This is a genomic window from Streptomyces sp. NPDC004721, from assembly GCF_053601495.1.
The window spans coordinates 24118-37141 of record NZ_JBSGBZ010000051.1 but is presented as its reverse complement, the minus strand read 5'-3'; the positions used below and the strand labels follow the sequence as shown (position 1 = coordinate 37141).

8 protein-coding genes and 2 pseudogenes are annotated in these 13024 nt (G+C 68.7%); 4 read left to right on the top strand and 6 right to left on the bottom strand.

All coding sequences use genetic code 11. From position 1 onward, the window contains the following. Nucleotides 1-46: 46 nt before the first annotated feature. Complete coding sequence (locus tag ACWEK3_RS32970; protein ID WP_450539508.1) at nucleotides 47-1138, bottom strand: glycoside hydrolase family 172 protein; 1092 nt, start codon at nucleotides 1136-1138, stop codon at nucleotides 47-49. 278 nt (nucleotides 1139-1416) lie between these two features. Between ACWEK3_RS32970 and ACWEK3_RS32965 the strand changes: the two genes are divergently transcribed. Further along, on the top strand, nucleotides 1417-2895 hold the full coding sequence (locus ACWEK3_RS32965) for an FGGY-family carbohydrate kinase (RefSeq protein WP_450539510.1): 1479 nt from the start codon (nucleotides 1417-1419) through the stop codon (nucleotides 2893-2895). 227 nt (nucleotides 2896-3122) lie between these two features. Continuing rightward, nucleotides 3123-4757, top strand: a complete 1635-nt coding sequence (locus ACWEK3_RS32960; protein ID WP_450539512.1) for a fucose isomerase — start codon at nucleotides 3123-3125, stop codon at nucleotides 4755-4757. Between the two features lie 22 nt (nucleotides 4758-4779). Here the strand turns inward: ACWEK3_RS32960 and ACWEK3_RS32955 are convergent. After that, a pseudogene (locus ACWEK3_RS32955) lies at nucleotides 4780-5739 on the bottom strand (IS481 family transposase). Between the two features lie 522 nt (nucleotides 5740-6261). Between ACWEK3_RS32955 and ACWEK3_RS32950 the strand changes: the two are divergent. Beyond that, a complete protein-coding gene (locus ACWEK3_RS32950) occupies nucleotides 6262-7947 on the top strand; it encodes a ribonuclease J (protein WP_450539514.1) in 1686 nt (561 codons plus the stop codon). A gap of 931 nt (nucleotides 7948-8878) precedes the next feature. Here ACWEK3_RS32950 and ACWEK3_RS32945 read toward each other — a convergent pair. Continuing rightward, complete coding sequence (locus ACWEK3_RS32945; RefSeq protein ID WP_376546806.1) at nucleotides 8879-9367, bottom strand: GNAT family N-acetyltransferase; 489 nt, start codon at nucleotides 9365-9367, stop codon at nucleotides 8879-8881. A gap of 827 nt (nucleotides 9368-10194) precedes the next feature. Here ACWEK3_RS32945 and ACWEK3_RS32940 point away from each other — a divergent pair. Continuing rightward, nucleotides 10195-10923, top strand: a complete 729-nt coding sequence (locus tag ACWEK3_RS32940) for a hypothetical protein (protein ID WP_450539517.1) — start codon at nucleotides 10195-10197, stop codon at nucleotides 10921-10923. 31 nt (nucleotides 10924-10954) lie between these two features. On the opposite strand, the pseudogene ACWEK3_RS32935 reads toward ACWEK3_RS32940, so the two are convergent. The 3 genes and pseudogenes from ACWEK3_RS32935 to ACWEK3_RS32925 all read right to left on the bottom strand — a co-directional run. Further along, nucleotides 10955-11201 (bottom strand): annotated as a pseudogene (locus tag ACWEK3_RS32935) (transposase); the annotation flags it as partial. A 159-nt stretch (nucleotides 11202-11360) separates the two neighbouring features. Further along, nucleotides 11361-11864 carry a hypothetical protein gene (locus tag ACWEK3_RS32930; RefSeq protein ID WP_453251307.1) on the bottom strand — a complete coding sequence of 168 codons (504 nt, stop codon included), beginning with the start codon at nucleotides 11862-11864 and terminating at the stop codon, nucleotides 11361-11363. After that, nucleotides 11865-12752 (bottom strand): sialidase family protein, encoded by an 888-nt coding sequence (locus ACWEK3_RS32925; protein WP_453251306.1) that lies wholly within the window; start codon nucleotides 12750-12752, stop codon nucleotides 11865-11867. Nucleotides 12753-13024: the final 272 nt, after the last annotated feature.

Sequence of the window (13024 nt, the reverse complement as noted above, 5' to 3'; positions counted from 1 at the left end):
GCGTGCGCTCCTGTCGGAGTGGGATGGGGCTGCGGGAGGAGAGCGGTCAGTCGACTTCTAGCGTCAGCAGGTCCGGCGTGGCCGGGCGGGACGCGGAAGACGTAGCGTCCAGGTAGAACAGCGAGGTGCTGGCGATGTCGTCGCTGGTGGGCCGGTAGCGGTGCGGCAGGCCGTTGCCCTGGCCAGGACCGATGCCGAGGCTCTGCACGGTGACGCGGAGGTCCTCACAGAAGCGGATCGGGTCCAGGATGTGCCAACGGTACATGCCGAACCGCTGCTGGCTGCGGTACAGCCCGTCCGGGCTCAGGATCTGGTTGAGGCCCAGGTAGGGAGTGGTGTAGGCGGTGTAGCCCTGGCCGGGGACGTCGAAGTTCCAGGCGCCGCCGAAGTAGTCCTCGGTGCCGGTGCCGCAGATCGTCGGGAACTCGTCGTCGCCGTCGAGGTAGAACTTCAGCTCGCCCTCGCCCCACCAGCCCGGGCTGTTGACGCCCCAGGCGATGTAGGTGCCGACGTAACTGCCGGCGCCGGTGACGCCGTCGAGCAGGGTATGCACCTCGCCGAACGGGACCGGGTGACTGCGGCGCCACTGGGCGTGGAAGTAGGCGGCGTCGTCGCCGACCTCGTCCAGTTCGTAGTCGACCTGGTAGTAGAGCGTGACCTTCTCGGCGGTCAGGTTCTCCAGGGTGATGCGCGCCCTGCGGCGGAACGGCATCGGCCAGTAGGCGTTGAAGCCGCCGTTGGGGTTGGCCGCGACCGGCACGGACGAGACCTGGCTGAACGTGTTCCAGCCGTTGCAGAAGAAGTCGCCGAGCGGCACCTCGACGGCAGGCTCCTCTTCGTCCTCCCAGTACATCCGCAGCAGAGTGCCCCGCCACGCCGTGTGCGGGTCGGTGGTGCACCACAGGTGGCGGAGCGTGCCGGGGCCCTCGATGTCGGCTAGCACCGCCGACTCACCGGCGGCGATGTCGATACTGGGCGAGATCTTCCAGCCCGGCCCGAGCCGGCTCGCCGCCACCGCTCCAGTGCCGTCCGTGGCACGGCCGCCGCCGGATTTGGCGCCGGTGAAATTCTCGGCGCTGATGGAACGACTGACGGCACGTGTCCTGCGGGAGATGCCGTCGAGTCCAAAGGTCGTCATCGTGTCTTGCCCTCATGGTGGAGTACGGGGCGCGCGCCGCGGGCCGGCACGGGCACCGTGGGGCGCGGGAAGAGCGAGGCGGCACCGACGCTGCGGAGAAACACCTCTGAAATCCATTTCACCGCAACGTAGAGGGGGTCCTCAGGGGTGTCAAGAGGTGAGACGCCCAGGCGCACCGAGATGGCGGCCGCGTGCCACCCAAGGCGTCTCACCAGGAAAAACCGTGGCTCGCGTGTGGACTCTTGACCCTGAAATCGATTTCTGCGATGGTCCTGGGCATGCCTCGCAACGCAGTCATCGGCGTGGACATCGGCACGTCGAGCAGCAAGGGCGTCCTCGTCGGCCTCGACGGTTCTCTGATCCGCTCGGCCGTACGGGAGCACAGACCCACTCGGCCGGGACCCGGCCGCTTCGAAATGGACGCATCCGTGTGGTGGCGCGAGTTCACCGAACTCGCCCGCGAGCTGACCGGCCCGGGTGACACCATCGTCCTCTCCGTCGGCGTCAGCGGCATGGGACCCTGCGTCCTGCTGACCGACGAGCACGACACGCCGCTGCGCCCCGCCGTCCTCTACGGCGTGGACACCCGCTCGGTACGCCAGATCGAACGCATCGAGGCGCGGCTCGGCACCAAGGAGATCATCCGGCGCGGCGGCTCGGCCCTGACCACCCAGGCCGCGGGGCCGAAGATCGCCTGGATCGCCGAGGAGGAGCCCGAGGTCTACGCCCGGGCCCATCGCCTCTACATGCCCAGTTCCTGGCTGGTCCGGCAGCTCACCGGCGCCTACGTCCTCGACCACCACTCGGCCAGCCAGTGCACCCCGCTGTACGACACGCACGCCTGCGAGTGGTACGCCCCCTGGGCGGCCGAGGTGGCCCCCGGCATCGAACTGCCGCCGCTGCGCTGGTCCGGGGAGGTGGCCGGCACCGTCACCGCCGAGGCCGCCCGGGAGACCGGCCTGCCCGCGAGCATCCCCGTCACCACCGGCACCATCGACGCCTGGGCCGAGGCACTGAGCGTGGGCGCGCAGAACACCGGCGACCTGATGCTGATGTACGGCACTACCATGTTCCTCGTCCACACCGTGCCCACGCCGCTCACCAGCCCGTCCCTGTGGGGCACGGTCGGCGCGCTGCCCGGGACCCGGAACCTGGCGGGCGGCATGGCCACCTCCGGCGCGGTCACCAACTGGCTGCGCGATCTGTTCGACGTCACCGACCACACCGAGCTCACCCGCCTGGCCGCCGAGTCCGGCCCGGGCGCCAACGGCCTGCTGATGCTGCCCTACTTCTCCGGCGAGCGCACCCCCGTCATGGACCCGGACGCCCGCGGAGTGATCGCCGGGCTGACCCTCTCCCACACCCGCGGCGACCTCTACCGGGCCGCCCTGGAGGCCACCGGCTTCGGTGTCCGCCACAACATCGAGGTCATCGAGGAGGCCGGCGGCGACATCCGCCGCGTGGTCGCCGTCGGCGGCGGCACCCAGGGCTCCCTGTGGACACAGATCGTCTCCGACATCACCGGCCGCCCGCAGGAACTGCGCACCACCACCATCGGTGCCAGCTACGGCGACGCGCTGCTGGCCGCTCAGCTCGTCGGGGACGCGTCCATCGACGACTGGAACCCAGTACGCGAGACGGTGACGCCGCGCGCCGAACACATCGCGCGCTACGACGCGTCGTACGCCCTCTACCGGCGGCTGTACCCGGACAGTGCGGATGTCGTCCATGCCCTGGCGGCACTGCAGGAGCGCTGACGGGCACCTCGTGCGTGCCCGCAGACGGCCGCCTCCACCTGTCCGCAGACGGCCCTCCCTCTCCCCCCGCTCGGCGACGGCCGGTCGCCGCCCGCCCCCGGCCCTCGCCGGCAGGCCGGTTCCGGCCTGCCAACGAGGGGGCGGCGGTCGGCCCTCACACCGGATTCACCCACTGCTCGACACAGCGGCCCCGCTCCGGGGCCGAACGCACAACCTATGGAGACCGCATGACCACGTACTCCCTGCCCGAGCTCCGCCGACCGCCGGCCGCCGAGCCGCACACCGTCTACACCGTGGCCAGCGGCGACCTGCGCCCTGCCGCCAACGTCACCTGCTGGCCCACCCAGGAGAAGCTGGAGAGCGACCTCGCCGCGGCCGTGACGGACCTCGGCTGGAAGCTGCACCGCGGTCACATGGTCGACGAGGCCAAGGGCCACGGCTTCATCGACAGCCAGCGCGCCGGCATCGAGGTTTTCAAGACCCTGCCCAAGGACGCTCCGCTGATCGTCGTCGAGGCCGTATGGCAGTACAGCCACCACGTCCTCGCCGGTCTACGCAGCCACGAGGGCCCGATCCTGATCGTGGCCAACTGGAGCGGTGAGTTCCCGGGCCTGGTCGGCCTGCTCAACCTCGCCGGCAGCCTCACCAAGGCGGGACGCGACTACTCCGTCCTGTGGAGCGCCGACTTCACCGACGAGTGGGCGCGCGAGGGCTTGCGCACCTGGCTGGAGACGGGCACCCTCACCCACGGCACCGACCACGTCCGGCCCCTGCCGCCCCTGTCGCAGGACCCGGAGACCGAACTGGGCGTGGCCCTGGCCCGGCAGCTGCGCGAGGAGAAGGCGATCATCGGCGTCTTCGACGAGGGCTGCATGGGCATGTACAACGCCATCATCGACGACGAGTTCCTCAACCCGCTCGGCATCTACAAGGAGCGCCTGTCGCAGAGCGCCTTGGTCGCCGAGATGAAGAAGGTCTCCGATGAGGAGGCACAGGCGGTCCGCGTCTGGCTCGACCACGCAGGCATGACCTTCCACACCGGCACGGACGAGGCCACCGAGCTCACCGACGCGCAGCTGCTCAGCCAGTTCAAGATGTACATCGCCGCACTGCGCATCGCCGACGACTTCGGACTCGACGCGGTCGGCATCCAGTACCAGCAGGGCCTGAAGGACACCGTCCCGGCCAGCGACCTCGCCGAGGGGCTGCTCAACAACGTCCAGCGCCCGCCGGTGCTCAGCCGCGACGGCGCCCGTGAGCTCTACGCGGGCACGCCGCTGCCCCACTTCAACGAGGTGGACGAGGGCGTCGCCGTCGACTCCCTCGTCACCAACCGCATCTGGACGGCGATGGGCCTCGACCCGGCCACCACGCTGCACGACATCCGCTGGGGCGAGGAGTACGACGGCCGGTTCGTCTGGGTCTTCGAGATCTCCGGCTCGGTGCCCGCCTCCCACAACGGCGGCTACGACAAGTCGTACAGCATGCGCCAGCCCCCGATGTTCTTCCCGCTCGGCGGCGGCACCCTCAGCGGTGTCTCCAAGCCGGGCGAGATCGTCTGGTCGCGCGTCTTCCTGATGGACGGCCGACTGCACGTCGACCTCGGCCGCGCCACCTCGATCGAGCTGCCCGAGGCGGAGACCCGGCGCCGGCTGGAGGCCACCAACCACCAGTGGCCGATCATGCATGCGATCCTGCACGGCATCACCCGCGACCAGTTCATGGCCCGCCACCGCGCCAACCACCTCAACGTCGCCTACGCCCCCAACGCGGCAACCGCCGACAAGGCGCTGCGCGCCAAGGCGGCACTCTTCGCCGAGCTGGGCATCGAGGTGCACCTGTGCGGGGACGTGACGCTCTAGCTGTGCCACTGACGTTGATCGATTACGCCTGGGGCGTGGTCTTCTGCTTGAGGCGTTCGTAGGGCGTCTGGCCGCCGAGGCCGCCGTGGGGGCGATGGTAGTTGTAGTAGTCCTCCCACTCGCGCAGCTTGTCGTTGAAGACCTCGGCGTCGTCGATGACGACGCCGTCGAGCAGTCGGTAGAACTCTTCGGCGTCGATGCGGTGGGAGCGTTCGACCTTGCCGTTCAGCCGCGGGGTGCGGGGCTTGATGTAGGTGTGGGCGATGCCCTTGTCGAGCACGTGCCAGTGGAACGCGGATTGGAACTCGGCGCCGTTGTCGGTCTGGATGACCTCGACCTGGAACGGCAGGCGCTGCAGCACGTAGTCGAGGAACTGGATGGCGGTTGTCTGGTTCAGCGTCGGGTAGATCCGTAGGACGCGCAGGCGGGTGCAGTCGTCGATCGCGGTGAACTGGAAGTACTTGTTGCGGCCGCCGCGTCGGCCTTGTGGCATCGAGGCGAGTGGCTCGATGAACTTCACGTCGATCTGCACGCAGTGGCCGGGCAGCTGCTTCTCGTAGCGCTGCCATCTGCGGTCGTGGCGCTTTTAGCGCTGGGAGGCCGACAGGCGGCCCATGTCCAGGCGGTCGAGGATGCGCCAGACGCCCGATTTGCTGATGGTGACGTCGTGGTACCGCTTGAGGTACATGGCGATTTCCTCGGGGCCGAAGTGGTAGTTCTGCCGCAGGTAGATGATCTTCCCGACCACCTCGACGTGGGTCGCGTGCGGAGAGGTCTTGGGCGCCTTGGACCGGGTGCGTAGTCCCTCGACGCCCTCGGCCTGGTAACGGCGGTACCAGGTGTAACACGCCTGCCGGCTGATCCCGTAGTACCGGCAGGACATCGCGACGTTCCCGCTGACCTCTTCGACGTGGCGTATGACGGCCAGGCGCCGCTTGGCTTCACGGTCAAGCGGCGGGGTGACAGGAGTGGGCTTCGGCATGTGGAGCTCCGTAGTGATCGGAGACCCAGGTGTCAACGATGATCGTCAGTTTTAGACCCCGGTCACAGATCTCAAGAGTCAGACCCCGCCGCGGGACAGCACCTGCCAATTTTCCCCATACTCAGGGCCCCCGATCCAAGCCCGCAGAACATGCTCAATCCCAGCTCTGGAACACCCTGAAATCGACTCTGGCCGACTACAACGGACCGCGAAGGTCGACATCACGTTCAACCTCGATACTTCAGCGGCCGTGAGTGCATGCCCGGGCCGTCGGTTCGCCCTGTTTCTTCTGCGTGATCGCGGGGGGTGCTCACCGCCCGCGCGACCCCTGAAGCCATCCCGGCACCCGCGGCGGTCGCTGCGGTCGCGGCTGCCCGCTTGTCTTGGGGCTGGGGCAGCGTGCAAATGAGACGGATGCCGACCTGAGCGCCGGTACGTCTTCGGCGGCGGGTCGTATCGAGCGCTCGTTGGAGCACACAGGCACTGGATCACTCTGTCCCGCTGTCCGGGTACCGTCAGGGTATGAGTCATCCGCACCCCGAGCTGAAAGCCGCCCCGCCCCTTCCCGAAGGAGGGATGCGGGTCATCGCCCTGGGCGGCCTGGGTGAGATCGGCCGCAACATGACCGTCTTCGAGCACGCGGGCAAGCTGCTCATCGTCGACTGCGGCGTGCTGTTCCCCGAGGAGACCCAGCCCGGCGTGGACGTGATCCTGCCGGACTTCACCTCGATCCGGGACCGGCTGGACGACATCGTGGCCGTGGTACTCACCCACGGCCACGAGGACCACATCGGCGGCGTGCCGTACCTGCTGCGCGAGCGGTCCGACATTCCCGTCGTCGGCTCCAAGCTGACGCTGGCGTTCCTGGAGGCCAAGCTCAAGGAACACGGCATCCGGCCGCGCACGGTGCGGGTGCGGGAGGGCGACCGGCGTGGTTTCGGGCCCTTCGACTGCGAGTTCGTGGCGGTCAACCACTCCATCCCCGACAGCCTCGCGGTCGCGATCCGCACGCGGGCCGGGATGGTGCTGCACACCGGCGACTTCAAGATGGACCAGTTCCCCCTCGACGACCGCATCACCGATCTGCGCGCCTTCGCCCGCCTCGGCGAGGAGGGCGTGGACCTGTTCCTCACCGACTCCACCAACGCCGAAGTGCCCGGCTTCACCACCTCCGAGCGAGAGCTGAACCCGGCGATCGAGCAGGTGATGCGCACCGCGCCGCGCCGGGTCATCGTCTCCAGCTTCGCCAGCCACGTGCACCGCATCCAGCAGGTCCTGGACGCCGCCCACCAGCACGGCCGCAAGGTCGCCTTCGTCGGCCGGTCGATGATCCGCAACATGGGCATCGCCCGTGACCTGGGCTATCTGAAGGTCCCCTCCGGTCTGGTCGTGAGCACGAAGGAGCTGGAGAAGCTCCCGGACCACAAGATCACTCTGGTGTGCACCGGCTCCCAAGGCGAACCGATGGCCGCGCTGTCACGGATGGCCAACCGCGACCACATGATCCGCATCGGCAAGGACGACACCGTCCTGCTCGCCAGCTCCCTCATCCCCGGCAACGAGAACGCCATCTACCGGGTGATCAACGGACTCACCCGGTGGGGCGCCCACGTGGTCCACAAGGGCAACGCCAAGGTGCACGTCTCCGGACACGCCAGCGCCGGCGAACTCGTCTACTGCTACAACATCGTCAAACCCCGCAACGTCATGCCCGTGCACGGCGAATGGCGCCACCTGCGGGCCAACGGCGACCTCGCCATCCGTACCGGCGTCGACCCCGACCGGGTCGTCATCGCCGAGGACGGCGTCGTCGTCGACCTCGTCGACGGGCGCGCGTCCATCACCGGCAAGGTCCCCGCCGGCAACGTCTACGTGGACGGCATGGAAGTCGGCGGCGCCACCGAAGCGTCCCTCAAGGACCGCCTCACCCTCGCCGCCGAAGGCGTGGTCACGGTGGTGGCGATCGTCGACGCGGACACCGGCGCCCTCGCCGAGGCTCCCGACTTCCTGGCCCGCGGCTTCGTCCACGACGACACCACCTTCGAACCGGTCATCCCCGTCATCGAGAAGACCCTGGCCACCGCAGCCGAGGAGGGCGTCGGGGACGCACGCCAACTCGAACAGCTCCTCGCCCGCGCCGTGGCGAACTGGGCGTTCCGAACCCACCGCCGCAAGCCCCTCATCATCCCCGTCATCATCGACGCCTGAGCCACAGCACGGCAGCACAGTCCCCAGTTCCGGTCGCGGCCCCGCCGGCACCGAGGTCGGGCACGGGAGTCGCAGCCACCCCAGCAGGCCGGGGTGGCAACGCACTCCACATGATGAGTCATCGGGAACATGCCCCAAGGACTGAAGGCGCGAAAACCCGCAGTTCAACGGGAGTCCTCCCACCTTGGGGGCGGTCTCTGGAGTGGCCGGAGCGTCACGGTCACGCCAGGCGACGGCGTGCAGGACCTCGCCCGCCTGTACGCCGCCGTCACCCGCGACAAGACCACCGGGCATAACCGAGGCGGGCACATTCGCCGACGGCGTCACAGCACCACCTCATCGACCAGATCCAGCAAGCAGCCAGTGAGAGGGATCGGGCGCTTGGCCGAGGGAATACCGTTCAAGGGCACTGTGGGGCCATAGCATCTGCCCGGCACCGGGCTTGGCGCAGGCCCCTCGCGCGCCCGGGACGACACCCTGAGCACCACGAGCGGCGAGGAGTCACCGTGACCGTATGCGGGCCTGACGGGGACGGTGGGCCGACCACTCGTACTCCGGAGAAAGGGGATTGGCCGGGAGGGCGATGACCTTGGGGGACACTGGCGGCGGCGGAGACCGCAGCGCCCGTGGAGTCACTCGACGTGGTCGCGCGCATGCTCAGGAAGCGCTGACAGTGGACTGTGGCCACTTCGTCTCGCAGATCAGGGTTGTGTAAAACTACGTATTTACAGCGGCCGACCTCGATCGTGTGTGGAGCGAGCTGAGGTGGGAGTGCCGGAGGCCAGGGAGTCGCCGGGAGAGGCCGCCGGCGCAGGCGATCCCCCCGCCAGGGCAGAGACGACGGCACACACGGAGCGCGTGGCGTCCAGCGGCTCCTGCATGCCAGCCACTATGCAGGCGAAGCCGGTGCCCTGCGAACCAGCACACCGCGTCATTCCGAAGGAATGCGAAACTCGAATTCGGGACGGTCCCACAGCACGGCGGGCGGGTTCGCGAGCGCGGTCCCGCTCCGCACTGCACCGACGCGGTGGTAGAAGTCCTCGGCGGGAAGATGCGACACAACCTTGACACGGTCGAGCCCGGCGGCACGGGCCTCGGACTGCATGTGCGCGACGAGCAGTCGTCCAATACCCCGTCCTTGCGCTTCGTCGGCGACGAACAGCAGGTCGAGCTCCGGTGGAGCGAGGACGAGCGAGTAGAACCCGAGGACCCGGCCTCCATGCTCGTCGGCGCCGACGGCTACGAAGGCGCGATGGGCCTCGATGTAATCAGGACCGACCCGGTAGCCCGCGACTGCGGCTGCGTACTTGCCCTCGTAGGCGCCTGAGCCACGCACGAGCCGCGTGAGCCGTTTGGCATCCCGCGCGACGGCCCTCCGTATCGTGATCGGCTGACTGATCGGGGAAGTGCGTGAACTCATCGGGAGAGTATTTCGCACCGGGGGGTGCCTTCCTGCGGCGGGTCGGCTGCTCGGGCAGGCGTTCCTGCACCGCTCCCGGGAACCACTCGCCCAGGCCCCGCCGACCACGTCACTGCCACCGTCGCCCGCCAGCAGCAACTGGACGCCCGAACCGCTGCGGAGGAACTGGAGAACGGGGTGGTCGACGGCTGCTTCCCCTGGGCCTGCCGCAGCGAAAGCCAGCCTTGCAGGACGACTTCGGGTGCCGTTCGGCTGCCCCACAGCCCGCAGCTGGTGTGCCGTGACCGGCCGCGGGCCGATCGGTGAGCAGGATGTGGACGGACCGGCGGCCTGGTCGACCAGCAACCCTGGATGAGTCTGAGGGCTCGCCCGTCCGACCGCACCGCTGGGCCGTCCGCACCGGCTCTCAGCGGTGCAGCAGCTCGCTGCCCATGCCGTGACTGCGCCAAGGAGGGTTGTCCACGGCGGCTGTTCGGCCGTCGTCGAGAAGGGTCTGACCGGACCTAATCCAGGCCAGCACGGGTGCGGCCTACGGCCTTCACTGAGCCGGACAGGCGATCGCGACGAGGCCCTCGCCGGTGGCGTCCGCCTTCCACCCGTCCGCGTAGAGAGTTCTGCGTCTCCTGTGCGGAAGCGAGTCAGCCCCAGAAGCGAGTACGGTCGGCGCCGCTCCGAGAAGTTCAGTGGATGGATCTATACATCCCCGGGAGTACGCCCACGGCCTTCCCACGCGGGACGTCCAACAGGAGCCGCTCTGTGATGGTAAAGGAACCGGGGCCGGGACTTCGGCTCTGTCGCCACCGCTTTCCTCGGGAGGAGTCGCCTCCGTGACCACCACCACGCTCACCCGCACGAACGCCCAGCGCCGGGACTTTGGCGCTCTGACAGGCGTGCTGTACGTCCTGTTCTTCGTGGCCAGTCTCGTCATCACAGGAGCGCTGGGCCCGTCCGGCACGGTAACGCCGTACTCCAGCGACGCCGAAGTACAGGCGTATCGGCTGAAGGATCCAGCCACGCTGGAGGATCTCTTCCGCGTTCTCGGCCTGCTCCAGGGACTGTCCGCCCTCGCGCTGCTGGCGTTCGTCCCCTGTCTGACCGCGTTCGTACGCAGGTACGGCAGCGACGCCCGGGCGGGCGTGGTCCGCGCGCTGGCCACCGTCGCCGGAGCTCTCCTCCTGCTCTCCGCGAGTACCAGCTGGGTTCTGGCCCAGATCGGCTCCAGGGCGGAGCTGTCCACGTATCGGGCCGTCTCGGATCTGTCCTTCATCACCGGAGCGGGCCCGGCCATCGCCGCACTTGGCGTGGCGGTCTTCCTGGTCGCCGCGACGGGGCGCGCCAGCCACGCCTTGCCCGCCTGGGTCGCCTGGAGCGGCATGGTGATCGGAGTGGCCGGCGTGTTGTCGATGAGCTCGCTCGTCGCCGAGGGCGGCTCGGTGTTCATCCCGCTCGGTCGCTTCCTCGGCTTCGTCTGGTTCGTCGCGCTCAGCGTGTTGCTGTGGGGGCGCGGTGGACGAACGGATGACCTCACCGGTTCCAGCATGCCGCGGCATCCGTGAGGCCGACGCCGAGCTGGAGGATGGAAACCGCTTCGCCGCGCTTCTTCAAGTAGTAAGCACGGGTGGGGCGTTCACGGATGATGCTGGTCTGTGCTGAGAGGTAGAACACTCTGCGCAGACGGCGGCTGTAGCGCTTGGGCCGGGTGCAGGTTGCCGGTGCGGCGCCCGGAATCGCGTGGAACGGGCGCCAGCCCGAGGCCAGGTGGCCGGCGTCCGTATAGGAGGCCAGGTCGCCCCGCCGCGACGACGAATTCGGCCCCGAGGATGGGGCCCATGCCCGCAGGCCGGCCAGTCAGACTCACGGTGCACACGTTCACCAGGGGTCTTCCAGTCCGAGAGGCCACCCTTCGGTCAACGGCGCACGTGGTTCCGCTCGTCACGAAAGGTGGCCCCCTTGTAGTTTCACCGACTGAGAAGAGGGCTCGCCCGGGCCGGGTTCAGGAGACGGCAGACGTCAGGTACGTCAGGTACACCCCTCCCTCGCAGTCGGACATCTTCCGCAGGGTCCAGCGGCCCCGAACGGTCGTGGAGGAGAAGTTCGACTCGGCGTCGTCCTCCTCCACTTCGCCCTCCTCAGGGATGTATCCGGCCTTGGGGAGCTGCTGGTGCAGGAACGCCAGGGTGGTGTCGAAGCCGCCCCGTACGACGGTGGCGACGACGAGCCGGCCGCCGGTGCGGTGCTCCACCGAGGTCACGACCGCGCCGTCGGGCACCGGCAGGTTCTCCGGGAAGTCCTTGGGGAGCGGCAGTGAGGCGGCAGTGGGACAGCCGCCGGGCGCGGCACCGGCCGCATTCCCGGCCGGCGGATCGGTTGCCTGCTCCGCCGCGTACGGCGTCGCCTCCGGGTGCTCGGCGTGCTTGCTCGCCGCTGAGCATCCGGTGACCGCGGCCAGGCTGAGGACGGCTCCTGCCAGTACGGCAGCCGAGGGCGATGGCTTCATCTAGTGGCTTCCTTCGGGCTTCTTGTGCTTGCCGCGTACCGCGGCGTCGTACGCGCCGTACAGCGTGTTGCCGGAAGACTGGCGGGCGATGGAGGCCAGCGCGTCGTAGTTCTGCGCACCGCCGGTCGCGCAGGTGCCGGTGCAGCCGTCGGCGTAGGCGGCGAGCACGCGGCCCTGGGCGTCGATGGTGACGTCGATGAAGTCCAGGAGATTGCGGTCCTTGCCGCAGGTGGTGCCGCCCGTGCAGATCGACCCCTTCTGGACGGGGTCGGTGGGGGTGGCGTCGGCGGTGACCCAGGACTGGCCGCCGTCGTAGGTGGTGGCCACATACAGGTGCCACACGCCCTTGAAGCCGGCCGCGTCCTGGTAGTTGCCGCCCGTGGTGGTGCCAAGGAAGGCGAAGGCGGCGCGGTTGTCGTCGCCCGCGGTCACGGCCGGCAAGACGATGTTCTTGATGCCGAGGGCCGCGCCGACGTTCTGGTCGTACAGCCAAGTCTTGCCCTTGTCGTGGCTGACAGCGATACGCGGTGTGCCGTCGCTGTTCTGGTAGCCCCTGTAGACGGACCCGCCGGCCCCGATCCCTACGCTCGGGTCCGAGTCACCGCGGGTGCTGGACGGGTTCTTGCGGACGGTCCACCTCAGCCCGTTGTCCTCGGAGACGGCCACGGCCTGATGGCCGCCGCAGCCCTTGTTGGGCACGTACACCGTGCCGTCCGGGGCGACCTTCACATGCCCGTGCAGGCCGCCGCAGTCCAGCAGCGAGTACATCGGAATGGCGGGCCCGTACGTCAGACCGCCGTCCCGGCTGACCGCGCAGGAGGCGTCGGCGATGTCCTGGGAGCAGTGAATACGTCCCAGCTCCGCAACCGAATGGCTTACGTCCCACAAGTGCCGACATCTTTTCAGCTGGAGAGTCGGACGGTGAATCTTCACACTCAATGCGCAACGGCGGCACGCAGTACGTCGATTACGCACAGGACCCGGCCGGGTGACACTCGACTGATGCGGAGTGTCCTGTTCCGGACCGTCAGGGCAACGCCGGCCATCGCCCAATGCCGCACGGCATGTGGAGAAGCTGCTCCCCAGCGGTGTCCGTACCCACACAGATGAGTCACCGGGAGTACAACAGCTCTGGCAGCAGCAGCCGTTGACATGGATGC